Source organism: Streptomyces sp. NPDC088553 (assembly GCF_044752965.1).
Taxonomy (GTDB): domain Bacteria; phylum Actinomycetota; class Actinomycetes; order Streptomycetales; family Streptomycetaceae; genus Streptomyces.
On record NZ_JBIVMG010000014.1, the window covers coordinates 67,234 to 82,973 of the forward strand.

At 75.1% G+C, this 15,740-nt stretch carries 18 protein-coding genes; 7 read left to right on the forward strand and 11 right to left on the reverse strand.

Annotation, left to right across the window (positions count from 1 at the left end; all coding sequences use genetic code 11):
- Positions 1–30: 30 nt before the first annotated feature.
- The gene (locus ACIP8Z_RS34585; protein WP_402090475.1) at positions 31–2,649 is read left to right on the forward strand and encodes a YfhO family protein; all 2,619 of its coding nucleotides are present in this window, start codon (positions 31–33) and stop codon (positions 2,647–2,649) included.
- Here the strand turns inward: ACIP8Z_RS34585 and ACIP8Z_RS34590 are convergent.
- From ACIP8Z_RS34590 to ACIP8Z_RS34605, 4 genes are all read right to left on the reverse strand, one after another.
- Positions 2,639–3,148, reverse strand: a complete 510-nt coding sequence (locus ACIP8Z_RS34590) for a hypothetical protein (protein ID WP_402090477.1) — start codon at positions 3,146–3,148, stop codon at positions 2,639–2,641. The genes ACIP8Z_RS34585 and ACIP8Z_RS34590 overlap by 11 nt on opposite strands.
- A gap of 113 nt (positions 3,149–3,261) precedes the next feature.
- On the reverse strand, positions 3,262–3,669 hold the full coding sequence (locus ACIP8Z_RS34595) for a hypothetical protein (RefSeq protein ID WP_402090479.1): 408 nt from the start codon (positions 3,667–3,669) through the stop codon (positions 3,262–3,264).
- Complete coding sequence (locus tag ACIP8Z_RS34600) at positions 3,666–4,169, reverse strand: GNAT family N-acetyltransferase (RefSeq protein WP_402090481.1); 504 nt, start codon at positions 4,167–4,169, stop codon at positions 3,666–3,668. Before ACIP8Z_RS34600 ends, ACIP8Z_RS34595 begins: the two co-directional genes overlap by 4 nt.
- Before the next feature lie 11 nt (positions 4,170–4,180).
- A complete protein-coding gene (locus ACIP8Z_RS34605; RefSeq protein ID WP_402090483.1) occupies positions 4,181–4,915 on the reverse strand; it encodes a DUF2625 domain-containing protein in 735 nt (244 codons plus the stop codon).
- A gap of 142 nt (positions 4,916–5,057) precedes the next feature.
- Here ACIP8Z_RS34605 and ACIP8Z_RS34610 point away from each other — a divergent pair, with 142 nt between their 5' ends.
- The gene (locus tag ACIP8Z_RS34610; RefSeq protein ID WP_402090485.1) at positions 5,058–5,576 is read left to right on the forward strand and encodes a MepB family protein; all 519 of its coding nucleotides are present in this window, start codon (positions 5,058–5,060) and stop codon (positions 5,574–5,576) included.
- A 70-nt stretch (positions 5,577–5,646) separates the two neighbouring features.
- Here the strand turns inward: ACIP8Z_RS34610 and ACIP8Z_RS34615 are convergent, their stop codons facing one another.
- Positions 5,647–6,309: a TetR/AcrR family transcriptional regulator gene (locus ACIP8Z_RS34615; protein ID WP_402090487.1), complete on the reverse strand. Its 663-nt coding sequence runs from the start codon at positions 6,307–6,309 to the stop codon at positions 5,647–5,649.
- 114 nt (positions 6,310–6,423) lie between these two features.
- Here ACIP8Z_RS34615 and ACIP8Z_RS34620 point away from each other — a divergent pair, with 114 nt between their 5' ends.
- Positions 6,424–6,864, forward strand: a complete 441-nt coding sequence (locus ACIP8Z_RS34620; RefSeq protein ID WP_402090489.1) for a VOC family protein — start codon at positions 6,424–6,426, stop codon at positions 6,862–6,864.
- Between the two features lie 23 nt (positions 6,865–6,887).
- Here ACIP8Z_RS34620 and ACIP8Z_RS34625 read toward each other — a convergent pair whose 3' ends face one another.
- The 3 genes from ACIP8Z_RS34625 to ACIP8Z_RS34635 all read right to left on the reverse strand — a co-directional run bounded on the left by ACIP8Z_RS34625 (position 6,888) and on the right by ACIP8Z_RS34635 (position 9,592).
- Positions 6,888–7,310, reverse strand: coding sequence for a PPOX class F420-dependent oxidoreductase (locus tag ACIP8Z_RS34625; RefSeq protein WP_402090491.1), 423 nt, complete (start codon positions 7,308–7,310; stop codon positions 6,888–6,890).
- Positions 7,311–7,391: 81 nt separating this feature from the next.
- Positions 7,392–8,651 (reverse strand): serine hydrolase domain-containing protein, encoded by a 1,260-nt coding sequence (locus ACIP8Z_RS34630; protein WP_402090493.1) that lies wholly within the window; start codon positions 8,649–8,651, stop codon positions 7,392–7,394.
- 44 nt (positions 8,652–8,695) lie between these two features.
- A complete protein-coding gene (locus ACIP8Z_RS34635; RefSeq protein WP_402090495.1) occupies positions 8,696–9,592 on the reverse strand; it encodes an alpha/beta hydrolase in 897 nt (298 codons plus the stop codon).
- Between the two features lie 119 nt (positions 9,593–9,711).
- On the opposite strand from ACIP8Z_RS34635, the gene ACIP8Z_RS34640 reads away from it, so the two are divergent.
- The 4 genes from ACIP8Z_RS34640 to ACIP8Z_RS34655 all read left to right on the forward strand — a co-directional run bounded on the left by ACIP8Z_RS34640 (position 9,712) and on the right by ACIP8Z_RS34655 (position 12,841).
- Positions 9,712–10,809, forward strand: coding sequence for a helix-turn-helix domain-containing protein (locus tag ACIP8Z_RS34640; protein WP_402090497.1), 1,098 nt, complete (start codon positions 9,712–9,714; stop codon positions 10,807–10,809).
- 243 nt (positions 10,810–11,052) lie between these two features.
- Positions 11,053–11,547 (forward strand): hypothetical protein, encoded by a 495-nt coding sequence (locus ACIP8Z_RS34645; protein ID WP_402090499.1) that lies wholly within the window; start codon positions 11,053–11,055, stop codon positions 11,545–11,547.
- 92 nt (positions 11,548–11,639) lie between these two features.
- Positions 11,640–12,296, forward strand: a complete 657-nt coding sequence (locus ACIP8Z_RS34650) for an RNA polymerase sigma factor (protein ID WP_402090501.1) — start codon at positions 11,640–11,642, stop codon at positions 12,294–12,296.
- Positions 12,293–12,841 carry a hypothetical protein gene (locus ACIP8Z_RS34655; protein ID WP_402090503.1) on the forward strand — a complete coding sequence of 183 codons (549 nt, stop codon included), beginning with the start codon at positions 12,293–12,295 and terminating at the stop codon, positions 12,839–12,841. The genes ACIP8Z_RS34650 and ACIP8Z_RS34655 overlap by 4 nt, the downstream gene beginning before the upstream one ends.
- An 83-nt stretch (positions 12,842–12,924) precedes the next feature.
- On the opposite strand, the gene ACIP8Z_RS34660 is transcribed toward ACIP8Z_RS34655, so the two are convergent.
- The 3 genes from ACIP8Z_RS34660 to ACIP8Z_RS34670 form a co-directional block, all read right to left on the reverse strand.
- A complete protein-coding gene (locus tag ACIP8Z_RS34660; protein WP_402090505.1) occupies positions 12,925–13,320 on the reverse strand; it encodes a hypothetical protein in 396 nt (131 codons plus the stop codon).
- A gap of 121 nt (positions 13,321–13,441) precedes the next feature.
- On the reverse strand, positions 13,442–15,073 hold the full coding sequence (locus ACIP8Z_RS34665; protein WP_402090507.1) for a protein kinase: 1,632 nt from the start codon (positions 15,071–15,073) through the stop codon (positions 13,442–13,444).
- The gene (locus ACIP8Z_RS34670) at positions 15,070–15,690 is read right to left on the reverse strand and encodes a hypothetical protein (RefSeq protein WP_402090509.1); all 621 of its coding nucleotides are present in this window, start codon (positions 15,688–15,690) and stop codon (positions 15,070–15,072) included. Before ACIP8Z_RS34670 ends, ACIP8Z_RS34665 begins: the two co-directional genes overlap by 4 nt.
- Positions 15,691–15,740 lie beyond the last annotated feature (50 nt).

Genomic DNA, 15,740 nt, shown 5'->3' on the forward strand with positions numbered 1-15,740 from the left:
CTGGTCGGACGCTGGCATATTCGACGGGTCATGCCGAACGCCACTCGAACGCGGGGCGCCGCGCCACCCGCCCCCACGCCCGCCACCGCGGGCACCACGACCCGGCTCACGGCCGAGGGCACGCGCTCCCCGCTCCTCGCCGCGCTGCTCACCGTGCTCGCCGTCTGCGGCGGCGACGCCGTCGCCCGGATCTTCCCCTTCGGGCCGCGCCACCGGGCCGTCAACGACCTCGCGAACCAGTTCGTGCCGTTCCACGCGCACCTGTGGGACCTGCTGCGCGGCCGGGCCGACGGCGGTCCGCTGCTCGACTGGCAGGCGGGCTGGGGCACGAGCTTCCTCCCCGACTACGGCACCTACGTGTCGAGTCCCTTCGCGCCGCTGGTCGCGCTCTTCCCGCGCGGGGACATCGAGTACGCGGTGTACGGAATCACCGTCCTGAAGACGGCGGTCGCGGCGGCCGCCATGACGTACCTGCTGCGCCGCCTCGGCCCCGGCACCTGGTGGTGGGCGTCGGTCCTCGGCGCCTCGTACGCGCTCTGCGGCTGGTCGCTCGCGGAGGGCACGTACAACCCGATGTGGCTGGACGGCCTGATCGCCTTCCCGCTGCTCTGTCTGGTGGGCGAGTGGGTACGGGAGGGCAGACGGCCGCTGCTCGGGCCGCTGGTGGTCGCGGTCTGCTGGGTGGCGAACTTCTACACGGCGTACATGGCGACGATCGGGGCGGCGCTGGTCCTGGCGGTGCGGCTCCTGGCGGTCCGGCGCGCGACGGCGGACGCGGCGGACACGGCGGCGGTTTCGGCGCGGAGGACGCGCTCCGGTGGCGATGGTGCCGACGGTGGCGGTGTGGGGCACGGTGCCGGCGGCAGCGGTGTGGGGCGCGGTGCCGGCGGTGGCGGTACGCGCCTCGGCGCCGTCCGTACGCTGCTGCGGGCCGGACTGACGACCGGGATCGGGATCGCCCTCGCGGCGCCCGTCCTCGTCCCCGTCTTCCTCGGTTCGCGTCACGCCCACCCGGGCCTGGTGCGGGAGTTCGCCCCGGCGTCCGCCACGGACGTCCTCGCCCGGCTGCTCCCCGTGACGTACAGCTTCTCGACCCCGGCGGCCTTCGTCTCCACGGCGGTGCTGCTGCTCGTCGCCGCGCTGCTGTTCCGCCGCGAGATCCCCGGCCGGGAGCGATGGCTGTGGACGGGCCTGTGCCTGGCGGTCCTGGCCTCGATGCAGTGGGGTCCGACGCACCTCCTGTGGCACGCCTTCGCCACCCCGAACGGCAGCCCGTACCGCCAGACCTTCGTCCTCTCCGGCGTCCTCGTCCTCGCCGCGTGGACCGGCTTCGCCCACGGCCTCCCGGACCGCCGGGCGCTGCTCGGCGGGACGGCGGTGGTCGTGGCCCTGTCCCTCGGCTCGCTCCCGAGCCCCTTCCTCACGTCCTGGGCGCTCGCCCTCACGACCGTGGGCCTGGTGGCGGTGGCGGGTGCGCTGCTGCTCCCGCGCCGGGGCCGGTACGGGGTGCTCGCCGCGCTCCTGGTCGCCGGCACCGTGGTCGGCCAGGCGGCGGCGACGACCGCGTACGCCGACCGGGAGCGGCTGGTCCGGCTCGACGACTACCCGCCGTGGGGCGCCGGGCAGCAGCGCCGCGCGGACGCCCTGGCGGAGGCGGACGGCTGGCCCGCGTACCGCACGGACTCGGGTCTGCCCCGGGTGGCGGGCAACGATCCGCTGCTCCTGGGCGGTCAGGGCGCCGCGTACTACAGCAGCCACACCCCGGCGGTCCTGACGGAGACGCTGACCGCGCTGGGCGGCGGCTGGACGTCCCGGGGCCGGAACCTGCTGAGCCTGGACAACCCGGTGACGGACGCGCTGTTCGGCGTGGGGGCGCGGTGGCGGGACGGGGAGGTGGTCCGCGCGGAGCCGTCGGCACCGCCGCTGCCGCTGGTGACGGTACGGCCGCCGGGCCCGGCCCCGGTGTACGGCAGGTCCCCCTTCCGCAACCAGGAACTCCTGCTGGGTGCGCGGGTGTACGAGGCCCCGGGGGCCGGCGGTGCGTGCCGGGTCGGCACGGAGGTCTTCCTCTGGGCCCCGGACGCGACGGGCCCCGCCCGCCTGGGCGCGTACGAGACGCGGCTGCTCGGTGGCCGGCCGAAGCGGCTGGCGGCGCTGACGTCCCTGGGCGTGCAGCGGCGGGAGGGCGAGAAGCCGCAGGTCCCGCCCGGCGGGACCGCCGAGATCGCCTGCCTGGACCACGACCGGCTGCGCGCGGCCGTGGCGGGGCTCCGCGCCCGGTCGGCGACGAGGATCGACGTCCGCTCCGACGGCCTGACGGCCACGCTGCCGCCGGGCGTGAGGGGCACGGCGGTGGTGGCCGCTCCGAGGATCGCGGGCTGGCGGTGCGCGGGCGGGGAGGCGGGTGCGTACGGCGGCCTGCTCGCCCTCGACGTCCGTCCGGGGACGACGACGATGACCTGCGACTTCCGCCCGCCGGGCCTGCGGGCGGGGCTGGCGGCGGGCGCGACGGGCACGCTGCTGCTCGCCGCGTCCCTGTGGCTCGGCGCCAGGGCCCGCCGGAGGGCGGGAGGCCAGGGGGTGTCGTGTCGATCAGGCCGCGAGCCCGGCCCGGTCGGCAAGGCCCCCTGCTCCCCGCTCAGTCCGTGACCGCGACGATGCGCCAGCCCACCGAACCCGTGGCGCCCGCCAGGCCGGGGACCGTGAGGGGGAGCCTGACCGGCGCGCTCGCGATCCGGTGCGTCACGGGAACGCCGTCGCACGCCACGGCCGGGATCTTCTCGCCGCCGACGACGGGCGCGATCGTCCCTTCCCCCGCGCAGACGAACGCCACCTGGTAGGCGGACCCCTTCGTCAACGTGGAGTAGTGGTGCACCCCCTCCGCCAGTCGATCGGTACCGGACTCCCTGAACTCGGGGTCGTCGGGGGAGATGGTGTCCAGGGCGTCCTTGACGCGCTGCTCGTACGCCGCGGCCGCCGTACCGCCGGCGGAGGGCGCCGACGTGGGGGTCGAGGTGGGGGTCGAGGTGGGGGTCGAGGTGGGGGTCGAGGTGGGGGCGGCCGTCTCCTGCCCGGTGCACCCGACGGCACCGATCCCGAGAAGCCCGAGCGCGGCCCCCGTCACCAGACACTCACGCAACCTGGTCATAGCTGTTCTCCCCGTGGTCGGTACTGCCCCGAACCACGACGCTAGATCATCTCGCGTGGGCACGGACGAGCAATTCGACTTCGCTGAGCAAGACTTGAGGAAGAGTCAGCTGGTCAGTCCTCCTCAAGGCCTACGGAGACGGCGGGACCCGTCGGGGCGACCACGCGCGCCTCCTGCCGGATCTGTGGCGGCAGGTGCCGTCGCGCGTCCTCGTGGAAGATCAAGGCCCGGCCGTCCTGCGGCACGATGGTGGCACCGAGCGCCTCGGCGAGCCGGGCGAGGACGTCGACCATCGCGCCGAACTGGAGGTGCGTGAACGCCACGGACCCCAGGTCGCCGGGAGCGGCACTGAAGTAGACGTCCGCCTCGCCCCCGTCCTCCGCGCGGAGGTCGACGGCCCCCTCGCCGTCGTCCGGCCAGCCTCCCACCGCGTACGGCCCGGCCACCTGCCGGAACCGTTCCCGGTCCATCGGGGCGACCTCACCGTCCTCGAACCGGAAGAGGTGGAAGGAGTAGCTCATCCGGCGGCCGGCCGCCGCTCCCAGCGGATCTCGCCGTCCTCCACCCGGTCCGTGGGCGTGAGTCCGGCCGCGCGGGCGACCGCCGCCGACGCCGTGTGGTCCGGGTGGACATGGGCCACGATCGTCCGCGCGCCGTGCTGCACGAGCAGCGCGACCAGGCCCCCGGCCGCTTCCCGTGCGATGCCCCTGCCCTGCCACTCCGTGCCGATCACCCACGCGACCTCGGCGACCCGGCCGTCCTCCGTGACCGTCGCCTGTACGGTCCCGGTCAGCCGGTCCTCGGCGCGGAGGCGGACCACCCAGTTCCCCCAGACCGTCGCCGGGTCCGGCGAGCCGGCCGCCAACCGCTCGTACCGGGAACGCAGTTCGGGCGGGGTCAGCGGGGCGCCACCGATGAAGGTGTGCAGGGCGGGGTCGGCGAGGACCCCGGCCATCTCCTCGGCGTGCGCGACGGCGAGCGGGACGAGGTCGAGGCGCCCGGTGCGAACGGGCACGGTCAACTCCCCCGCGCTCACACGTTCCCCAGGAATCCGGGGTCGCTCTCGTCGAGCCCCACGCTCGTCTCCCGCTCGAAATCCAGGAGTTCCGCCATCGTCACGACACGGCGGCTGGTCGCGGCCAGGTCCTGGTGCGCCTCCGCCGACCACAGCGGCGGGTAGAGGGTGAGCCCCCGGTCACCGTCCAGCCGGCGGACCTCGTCCTGCCAGCCGGGCCAGCGCAGACCCTCGTAGAACTCCTCCGTTCCGCCGGCCAGCATCCACGCGAGCCAGGCCCCGTAGCCGGCACCCAGCGCCTCCCAGCTCAGCGAGTCCGGCGCGAAGTACACCATCTCGCCGGGCTGGCCCGGCAGCCCGACCTGGTCCGCGGGCCCGCCCTGGAGGACGAACACCCCGCCGAGCACGTCGTGGGCCACGACGAGCCCCGCGGCGGGCCGCCATCCCGGATCGGCCGTCGCGTCCGCGGGGAAGTCGTTGACCTGCGCGAGCGACGGCAGCCGCCGGTCGTTGTCGGCGGCCGGGCTGCCGTACACCCGCAGCCAGCCGTCGTCGACGAACGCCCCGCCGCTGTGGAGGACGAACGCCCCCAGGAACGAACGCACGGTCACCTGCGTGCGCAGCAGCGCGGCGGCGCCCCGCGTCGCGTCGGCGTCCAACAGCTCGACGGGTACGGGCGCGGCCCGCAGCTTCTCGCCGAGGACCGGCCACGCCGGGTCCTCGACCTCGATCAACTCACTCAGTTCACGCACGGGGGCATGCTCGCACGTCCACCGGCGCGACCGGCCCCGCCGCCCTCTCGCTACCCTGCCCACATGACACACGAGCAGACACCGCGCTGCGCCTGGGCCGACCACCAGCTCGACGACAGCCACTGAGGGGAGGACGCGCGCGATGACCGGCCACCACGGAGATCTTCTCGCGGCGCGGGCGCTCGTCTTCGAGCCCTGCGGCCTCGCCTGCTCTCAGGCGGTGCCGGAGCCGGAGTCCGCCGACTACGCGGCCCACGCCTTCACCGTCGGCGGCCGCTCCGTCCGGTTCCGGGTGGCGAGGACGACGCCCACCAAGGTCGGCCAGTTCGTCACCGTGTGGAAGAGGACGCCGGCCGGGCCGATCGCGCCGTTCGACACGGCGGACGGCATCGACCTCGTCGTCGTCAGCTGCCGGGACGACCAGGAGGCGGGCCGCTTCGGACAGTTCGTGTTCCCGGTGGGGGCGCTCCGCCGGCACGGCGTCGTCTCGGAGAACGGGTCGGGCGGGAAGCGCGGGTTCCGTGTGTACCCGCCCTGGGTGACCACGACCAACAGCCAGGCCGCCCGCACGCAGACCTGGCAGCGGGACCACTTCCTGTACGTGCCCGAGGACGGCACGCCCCTCGACCTGGCCCGGGCCCTGGCGCTCTACGGCCGCTGACCGCAGGGCGGGCCGCGGAAGCCGGGCCCCGTGCCCCGCCGCTCACGCACTCGCTCTCACGTACCCGCTCTCACGCCCCCGCGCGCCGGATCCCCGTCAGCAGTCCGTCCAGCGCCGCCACCGTCCGCTCCAGCGCCTCGGCCGACGTCGCGCCGTCACCCCTCGCCAGCCACAGCGCCGCCTCGTTCATCGCGCCCGACAGCAGCCGTGCCAGTGGTTCCACCGGCTGCTCGGCGACGATGCCCGCCTTCACGAGGCCCTCCAGCGCCTCCGTCAGGTGCCGCGCCGAGGACTCCTCGTCCAGGGCACGCCACTCCTCCCACCCCAGGACCGTCGGCGCGTCGACCAGCACGATCCGTCGTACGGCCGGGTCGGAACCGGCCGCGAGGAAGGCCCGGCAGCCGGCGCGCAGCTGCTCCCAGGGGTCGGCCTGTCCGTCGGCCGCCGCCGCGACCCGGTCCCCCAGCTCTCCCTGGACCTCGGCGACCACCGCCCGGAAGAGCCCCGCCTTGCTCTCGAAGTGGTGGTAGGCCGCCCCCTTGGTGACCCCCACCGCCCGGGCCACCTCCGCGAGCACCACCCCGTGGTACCCGTCCTCGGCGAACCGTCGCCGACCCTCCGCGAGGAGCGCCCGCCTCGTCGCCGCCCGCTGCTCGGCCCGGAGGCCCTGGGCGCCGCCGGGTCCTGCCGCACCGTCGCGGGCCCGGTCGCCCGCCGCCTGTTCGTCCGGCATCGCCGCACACCGCCCTTCCCGTTTCACATACCCGAGGTATGTTAGCTCTCAACACTCACATACCCTGGGTATGTGAAACCGGAGCGAGCGACGCACGACGAGGAGAGCCACCCCATGACGACCGGACGACTCAGCAGCTTCTACCCCGTGATCTGCACCCGCGACGTCGCCGCCTCCCGCGACTTCTACACCCGCCACCTCGGCTTCACGACGACGTTCGCGTCCAACTGGTACGTGAGCCTGCACCGCCCCGACGCGCCCCAGTACGAGCTCGCGCTCCTCGACCACAGCCACCCGACCCTCCCCGAGGGCCACCGCGTCCCGACCCGGGGCGGACTGCTCCTCAACTTCGAGGTCGAGGACGTCGACGCGGAGCACCGCCGCCTGATCGGCGAGGCCGGCCTCCCCGAACTCCTCCCGCTGCGCACCGAGGACTTCGGCCAGCGCCACTTCATCCTCGGCGCGCCCGACGGCGTACTGATCGACGTGATCACCACGACCCCGCCGACCGAGGAGTACGCCGCCCAGTACACCGCCGCGACCGGGCCCGCGTAGCGCGCTCGGTCGGCGGGAGCCGTCTACGCCCGAGCAGCCCTGGTGGCGCTGCCGAGGATCCTGGTCGGCGTGATGCGGACGACCACGCGGACCTCTTCCGCCGGAGCCTCCGCGTACTCCTTGCCGCCGCCCGGACCGAGGTACTCCTCGGCGATGCGGACGGCCACCGCCCGGCCGGTGTCCTCGGTGACGGTGGCCGTGCCGCGTATCTCCACGTACAGGTCGGGGTCGGCGGGATCGAAGACGGTCAGGCCGACGCGCGGGTCCCGCAGCATGTTCACCGCCTTGCGCCGGCCCCGTGTGGTGGAGATCAGCAACTCGCCGCCGTCGCGGCTGACCCACACCACCGAACTCTGCGGGGCTCCGTCGGGGTCGAGGGTGGCGAGTACGGCCATGTGCGGGGCGTCGAGCAGGCGGCGTACGGCGTCGTTCATCTCAAGGGACATGCCTGGGAGGCTATGCGGGCGCCCGGCGAGACGCACCGGAATACCCCGGGGCGGCTCGGCGGCCCTTCGCGCCAGCGCGGGCTACGCGTCGCAGAGGGACCGGTCGTACAGCGACTTCAGGGCTGTGTCGATGGGGTGGGGCCGCGGGGTCCCCTCCGCGCTCCGGGGGTTCCAGCGCTGGAGGTTGACCGCCATCGACATCTGGCGGCCGCCGTCCGCCCGGGTCAGGGAGATCGTGCCCGCTCCCCAGACCGTGCCGTCGTGGCCCCAGAAGGTGCCGCAGTCGGGGATGACGACCTTGTGCAGGCCGAGGCCGTACTCGATCATCGTCCCGTCCAGGGCGCGGACCGGGACCGTGCGCTGCATCTGCGCCAGGGACGACCGGCTGACGATCCCGCCGTCGAGCAGCCGCGCGTAGAAGCGGTTGAGGTCGTCCATGGTGGAGACGAGGGCGGCCCCCGTGCCCGTCCACGACATGTTGTAGACGCTGTAGTCGCGCGGCGGTTCGAGCAGACCCCACAGGGCCTCGTACATGCGCGCGTGCGGCCCGTCGATCGTCGGCCCGTCAGGGAACGCGGTGTGCCGCAGCCCGGCGCGCTCGATGACGTGACGGGTGATGTAGCGCTCGGCGGTGGTTCCGGTGACCCGTTCCAGGAGCCGGCCGAGCAGCAGCCAGTTGGTGTTGGAGTAGACGCCCGTGGGGCCGCCGGGCTCGCCGGCGGGCGGCGCCGCGAGTCCCAGCGCGATCAGCTCGGCCGGCCGGAACTCGCGGAAGCGGTTGTCGTCCAGGCTGGCGGGCGAGTTCCGCTGGAGGGAGGGGAAGGCGTACGGGATGTAGTCGGGGATGCCGCTCGTGTTGTTGAGGAGCATCCGGACGGTGATCCTCCTGCCCCGCTCCCCCGGTACGAGGTCGGGCAGATACGCGCCGACGGGCGCGTCCAGCCGGATCCGGCCCCGCTCGACCTGCTGCATGACGGCCGCGGCGGTGAAGGTCTTGGTGATGCTGCCGACGCGGTGGCGCATGTCGGGGCTCACCGGCCGTCCGGTGGCGAGGTCGGCGACGCCGGAGGCCCCGCGCCAGGTCCGTCCGGCGTCCCGCACCTCGCCGAACACCCCGGGGACGCCTGCCCGGTGGACGGCGTCCATGGCGGTGCGCAGCCGTGCCGGGTCGACACGGGCCGGCGTCGCTGCCGCCCCGGCCGTCGTCCCGGCTGCCGCCTCGGCCCTCGTCCCGGCCTTCGTCGTGTGCGGGGCGCGGGCGGCCGCCACCGTGCCGACGCAGGCGGTGAGCGCGGCCACTCCCACGATCAGGGAGAGGCGGATCGTCGATCGGAGTTTCACGGCGTACGTACTCCTTCGGTTGGTGGGGGTGGTTCCGGCAGGCCTCATCCGGCCAGGGCTCGGCGCAGGACGGCGCCGAGTTCGGCGTTCTGCCGCTGCGAGACCTCGGCGGAGAGGAGCGCCTGCGAACCGTGGAAGGTGCCGGGCCACTGGTGGATCTCGACCGACACCCCCGCCTGGAGCAGGCGCAGCCCGTACGCGAGGCCCTCGTCGCGGTTCGGGTCGAACTCGGCGGTGGCGAGGTAGGCCGGCGGCAGGCCGGTCAGGTCCTCGGCGCGGGCCGGGGCGGCGTACGGGGTCGCGGGGCGGCCGCCCAGGTAGTGCTGCCACGAGGCCAGGCCCTTGGCCCGGTAGAACCACGGTGTGTCGGTGAAGTGCACCGCCGACCACGAGTCCTGCCGGTCGTCGAGCCCCGGCTGGTTGAGCAGCTGGAAGCGGATCGGCGGCCCCTGCCGGTCACGGGCCCGCAGGGTCACCGCGGCGGCCAGGTTGGCGCCGGCGCTGTGGCCGCCGATCGCGATGCGGTCCGGCTCGACGCCGAGTTCGGCCGCGTGCCCGACGGCCCACTCCAGCACGGCGTACGCGTCGTCCAGGGCGGCCGGGTAGGGGTGTTCGGGGGCGAGCCGGTAGCCCACCGAGATCACCACCGCTCCGGAGGAGGCCGCGATCCGGCCGGCCCACGGGTGTTCGGTGTCCAGGTCACCCATGAGGAATCCGCCGCCGTGCAGCCAGACGACGGCGCCCCGGGCCCCGTGCGGGCGGTAGACCCGTACAGGCACGGGCGATTCGGCCGGAACCACGTGGTCCTCGACGTCCATGTCCGTGGTGTCGGGGGCCGGTACGGCGGCGGCCAGTCGGGCGAAGCTCTTCCGCGCGGTGACCGGGTCGGCGAGGTCGGTGCGGGGGAAGAACGGTACGAAGGCTTCGAGTTCGGGGTCCATGACGGTCATCCTCGGGGAGCGGCCCGCGCCGGTTCGTCCGCCGTCCGTCGGGCATCGGGGGCCGATCGCGCGCCGATCGGCGCCCGCGTCCCGCCGGCCCGGCCTCCTATCCTGCTGCCATGGAGGCTTTGGCCGTACGGCTGTCTGGACTCGATCCGTACGTCGACGGCGCGCTCCGCATCGTCGCGTTCTACGACACCCTGATGCGCAGGCGGGTGGACCTTCCCGCGCTCGCCCGGGCTTCCGCCGGTCTCGCCGAGTGCGTCGCCGGCGTCGGACTCCGCGGCACCGGGCGGACGATCCGCGTCGGACCCGACGGTCGGGAGGTCCCCGGTCCGGCGGGGCCCGCTTCCGGTACGGCTCCGGTCCTCCTCGACGAGGAGGAGATCGGCACGGTGTGGCTGGAGCGGGCCGGCCCGGTCGGCCCGCTCGACGAGGTGCTGCTCGACCGGCTGGCCCTCGCCGTGGCGGGGGCCGTGGAACGGTACGGTCCGGCCCGTACGACCATGGCGGACCCCGCGCTCGTCGAGCTGGTCATCAGCGCCGGGACCGACGAGGCGGCCCGCGCGCGGGCGCTGCGACTCCTCGGCTTCGTCGCCGGGCCGCCGGTCCGGGTGGCCGCCGTACGGTCGCCACGTCTGCCGCTCGACCAGGTGGGCACGGTCGTCTGCCCCGGTCGGCCCGTGAAGGCGGCCCGGATCGGCGGGGTCGGCGTGCTCCTGGCCTCGGCGGTGGACCGGGCCCTGTTCCCCGCGGGCGTCCGCGCGGGCATCGGCGCGGCGGACCGCCCCGACCTGGCGTGGCGGGAGGCCCGTACGGCCCTGCGTCTCACCTGCGCGCGCGAACCCGTCGTCGATCATGCCGAGTTGGGTGCGCTGGCGCTGCTCGCGGAGGTGCCGAGGGAGGTGCTGCGCGGCAACCCCGACGTCGCGGCGCTCCTCCGGGTGGCCGGAGCCCCGGGGGATCCCGCGGAACAGACGCGGGAGACCCGGGAGACCCAGGCGGCCCGGGAGGCCCGGGAGACACTGGACACGCTGGAGGCGTACTGCGCGGCGGGGTCGCTGCGCCGGGCCGCCGACGTCCTGCACCTGCACCACAGCAGCGTGGCCCGCCGCATCGACCTGATCGGCAGGGCCCTGTCCGTGGACCTCACCACCCCGACGGGCCTGACCCGGGCCCGCTTGGCCCTGGCGGCATGGCGGCTGCTGGGCGACTAGGAGCCGCACGGCGACGGGACGACAGGCCGGCGGGCGGGCGGGCTCGGTGGGGTTGCGTCGAACGGGCCGGCGGGCGCGAGGCCCGCGGCCCCGGGCCGGCGTACAGGCCGCGGGCGCACCCGAGCCCGCGGAAACTTTCTCGGGGCCGGTCGCAACCTCGCGGGGTGACGCACGTCTGGTGGGGTGAAGGCGCCCTTCACCCGCTCCACCCGACCGTGTCCGTCCCTTCCTCGGGAGAACCCCATGTCCAGCCACGCCAAGCGGAACTTCCGCCCCCGCCCCCGCATCCTGGGCGTCGTCACCGGTGCCGCGCTCCTCCTCGGTGGCGGCGGCTTCGCCGCGCAGGCCCTCGCCGACTCCGGTCCGCGGCCCGTGCCGGCCGCGCCGAAGGTCTCGGCCCCGGACGCGGCCCCGGCGGCTCCGGCCGCCGCCCCGAAGGCCGCTGTTCCCACCCCGGCAGCTCCGGCCGCCGCCCCCGCGCCGGCCGTCGCACCGAAGGCCGTTCCGAAGGCCGCCGCGCCCGGCACGCCCGCCCCGGCGGCCAAGCCCTTGGCCGCCCCGGCTCCGGGCGTCGCCCCGAAGGTCGTCTCGCCCGGCCCGGCCGCCGCGCCCGCGCCCGTGCCCGCCGTCGACCAGGGGGCTCGCCCCGCCCCCGCCCCGGCCCCGGCGGTCAAGCCGACGGCCGCCCCCGCGCCCGCCCCGGCTCCGGCCGGCGCCGCGCCCCGCGTCCAGAAGTAGCGGCACGCGGTAGCACCGAGGAGCGGGTGGCCCGGCCGGGCTCGCGCGGGTCCGGCCGGGCCACCCCTCCGTCCCGCAACGGATCGAGGACCGTGCAGTTGTCGTACGCCATACCCGCACCCGGACGCCATGACCGGCCGTCGCCCTGGTGGGCCCGGCTGCTCGCCCGTATGCCCCGGACCCGGACCCGGGCCGACGACGCCCCCGGGACCGTACGGCGGCGGCATCTGCGTGCGGTGGACGCCCCGGAGGACCCGGGGCCGCCGCCCACCCTCACCGAGCTGTACCGGGCCCGGCGGCTCGACATGGTGCGGCTCGCGCTGTTCCTCGTCGACGACCTGCACACCGCCGAGGACGTCGTCCAGGACGCGTTCGCCGCCGTGTGCCGGACGTACGGCACCTCCCTGCACGGGCTCCAGGACCCGGGCGCGTACCTGCACACCGCCGTGGTCAACGCCGCCCGTTCCGTCCTGCGCAGGCGCCGCACCGCGCGCGCGTACACCCCGCCCCACCCGGTCTCCGAGCCGCCCGTCGACGAGGGACTGCTGCTCGCCGAGGAGCACCGGCACGTCCTCGACGCGCTCGCGCAGCTGACCGGGCGCCAGCGCGAGGTCCTCGTCCTGCGTTACTGGTCGGAGCTGACCGAGGCGCAGATCGCGCAGACGCTCGGGCTCTCGCGCGGCACGGTGAAGTCGACCGCGAGCCGGGCGCTCGACGCCCTGGAGAAGAAGCTGGAGGCGGGCCGATGAGACCGCGTGCCGAGGACCCCCTCACCGTCACCGAGGAGCGGCTGCGCGCCGCGTTCGCCGCGCGCGCGGCCCTCGTCACCTACCGGGACCTGCGCCGTGACGAGCCCCCGGAGGGGCGGAGCTGGGGGCTGCGGCGGGTGCGCGGAGTCGCCTTCGCGTCGCTGGGGGCCGTCGCCGCCGCGGCGGCCGTGGCAGCGGCGTACCTGCTCCTCCTGGTGCCCGCCGGCCCGGTCTCCCCCACCCCCGCGCCGCCCGCCCGGCCCCCCGGCGTCAGTGAGTCCCCGGTCACGCCCACCCCCTCTCCGGTCGCCCCGTCGGTCACCGGACCGGGAGCGGCACCCGAGCCGGGGGCGGTGCAGCCGTCCGGGGGCGGTCCGGAGCCGGGGGCGGTGCCGAGGCCCGGGGCGGAGCCGGCGGCGGGGACGGTTCCTCCGCAGCCCGGAGCGCGTCCGAAGCAGGGGGCGGGTCCGACACCCGACGCCGGTCCGACACCCGACGCCGGTCCGACGCCCCCGGCGGATCCGAAGCCCGCCGGCCGGCCCTAGCCGGCGAGTCGGACGCGGCATGCGGGAAGGGCCGGAACCCCCCGTGGGTTCCGGCCCTTCCTGGACGTGCGGGTGCGCGCGAACTACTTCGCGGGGACCTCTTCCAGGCACAGCACGAACTTGTCCGACTCGAGCTGCTGCGCGAGCGCCGAGAGCTCCGCGCCGCACTGGTTCACGTCGAAGGTGTCGTCGATGACCTTGACGACCTTGAACAGGTCGGCCTTGCCCGAGGAGCAGTCCGTGGTGTCGACCTTGGGGTCGTTGTCCGGGCCCGTCACGGTGACGCACTCGCCGGCCTTGGCGTGCACGGGGGCGTCGCCGGTGAGGTACGGCAGACCGAGCTTCACGGCGAGGGCGAGGGCGATCGCGAGGACGACACCGCCGACCTTCTTCAGGATGCGGCTGCCCTTCTTCGCGGGGGCGGGCTGCTCCGGAGCGGCGGGCTGCTCGGGGGTGAAGGGCGCGGGCGGCGTCGTCATGAGGGATTCCTTGGGGACGTGAACATGATCTGACGCGAACGCTACATGCGCCAAAAAGGGCAAAAAGGATCAAGGAGATCCATTGACCGATCAGTTGTCGAGTCGTGACTCTGGCGCTCCGTCAGGAGCGCGGTCCCAGCTGACGCTGATGCTCCAGCACCCGCCTCAACTCCGCCGGAAGCGGGTGATACGGACCGAACGCGCGCTCCGCGTCGAACAGCAGCCGCTGGAGCTGGTCCCGCCCGGCGGTGTGCTCCCCCGTCGCCACGAGGAGCAGCGCGATCCGCTGCCGGATGTCGAAGGCACGGGCCGGATCGCCCTCGTAGTACGGCAGGACCGCACGGAACTCCGCGAGCGCGGCGGCCGTCTCCCCCAGCTGCTCCAGGCACAGGGCGACGTCATAACGGAATTGAAGAGCCTGCGGATCCGCCGGCCCGGCCTCCGCGTCGCGGTCCGCCGCGAGGCGGCGCAACTCGGGCAGCGCACGCCGGTACTGGCCGTCGTCCATCAGCGTGGACGCGTACTGCTTGCGCAGGATGCGGACGACCGGCGACCGCTCGCCGTGCTCGGCCGCGGCGGCGGGCAGGATCCCGCCGAGCATGTCGACGGCCTGGGTGAGCGCCCCCTCCCCCAGCAGCCGCTTGACCTCGTCTACGGCGCCGGCGACGTCGGGGCGGGCGGGGGCGGGGGACGCCGGGGGCGCGGGGGCGGTCGGGGCCGGCCGCGGATACGAGGCCCTCGGATCGCCCCCGGGAGCGGTCACGGGCAGAGGCGGCGGCGCCTGCGCCGGAACGGCCGGCGCGACGGGTGCGACAGGTTCGACCGGCGCGGCCACCGCCGCCGGGCGGTCCGGCCAGGGCGCGTGCGGGCGGAGGAACGGCCTGGTCGGGTCCATCGGCCCGGCCGGGACCCCGCGCGCGGGGAGCAGCGGAAGCAGCCGCTCGTACACCTCGTGCGCGCCGGACGGCCGCTCCCGCGGGTCCTTGGCGAGCAGCCGGAGGACGAGCGCTTCGAGGGGCTCGGGGACCTCGGGCCGCAGCTGACGGAGCGGCACGGGAGGCTCGTACAGATGGCGGTGGAGGACACCGAGCGCGGTGGACCCGGCGAAGGGCACGTTGCCGCTGAGGAGTTCGTGCAGCAGCGCACCGAGCGCGTACAGGTCGGTGGAGGGTCCGACGGCGCCGCCCATGGCCTGCTCGGGCGCCATGTAGGCGGGGCTGCCGATGGGCTCACCGGTGTGGGTGAGGCGGGTGGTGTCGCTGTCCAGGACGGAGGCGACGCCGAGGTCGAGGACGATGACGGACCCGTCGGGACGGACCATCACGTTCCGCGGCTTGAGGTCGCGGTGCACGATCGGTACGGCGTGGACGGCCGCGAGCACGGCGCACAGCTGCGCGGCGACGCCGACCGCCCACTCCCAGGGGTACGGGTCGTGCTCGGCGAGGTGGTCGGCGAGGTCGGCGCCCGCCACGTACTGCATGACGAGGTACAGGTCCTCGCCCTCGCTGCCCGCGTCGTGGACGGTGACGAGGCCGGGGTGGTCGACGTGCGCGGTCACCCGGCACTCGCGCACGAAGCGGCGGCGCAGCTCGTCGGCGGCGGTGGACGGGCCCGTCATGGTGGCAGGCCGGAGCAGCTTCACCGCGACCCGGCGGTCGAGCCTGCGGTCGTACGCCGTCCAGACCTGGCCCATGCCGCCCTGCCCGATGACGGTGGCGAGCTCGTAACGCCCGCCGATCACCCGCCCGTTCATGCCCGACCGTCGTTTTCCCCGGTCTGCCGGAGCAGGTCACTGAGCTCGTCGAGCTCGGCGCGGACCTGGTCGATGCGGGGGGCGTGACCGGGCAGGGGCGGCGGGGCGGCCTGACCGGGGGGCGGGACGGGGACGTACGGGCTCGGGGCCGGCCCCGGGCCCGGGGCCGTGACGGCGGCGGGCGGGTAGCCGTACCCCGGCGTCGCGTACCCGGGCATGCCGTACGGGTACGCCTGCGGCGACGGGTGCGGGGACGGGACCATGACGACGACCGGCGCCGGCTGGTGGTGGCGGATGTCGACCACCAGGAAGTAGCAGGTCACGAGCGCCATCTGGACGAGCAGCACGATCATGCCCGTGGTGTTCATCCAGGTGTCGGCGAAGCGCTGCTCCAGCGGCATTACGCACCCGATGTTCAGCGCCAACTGGGCCCAGAAGAACGCCCAGTCGCGCCCGGTGCGCCGCATGATCGCGATCCGGAGCATGGCGACCCACGCGAGGAAGCCGAGCGACAGGACCACCAGGACCGTGATGAGGACGCGGACGGTGATCGTCGCCGCCGTCGGGCCGGTGGCACGCGGCGGCGCGGGTGCGGGTGTGGGCACCTGACCGTACATTCGACACTCCCCCAGGACGGACGATCAGGCCTCTGCGGTCGATCGGACCA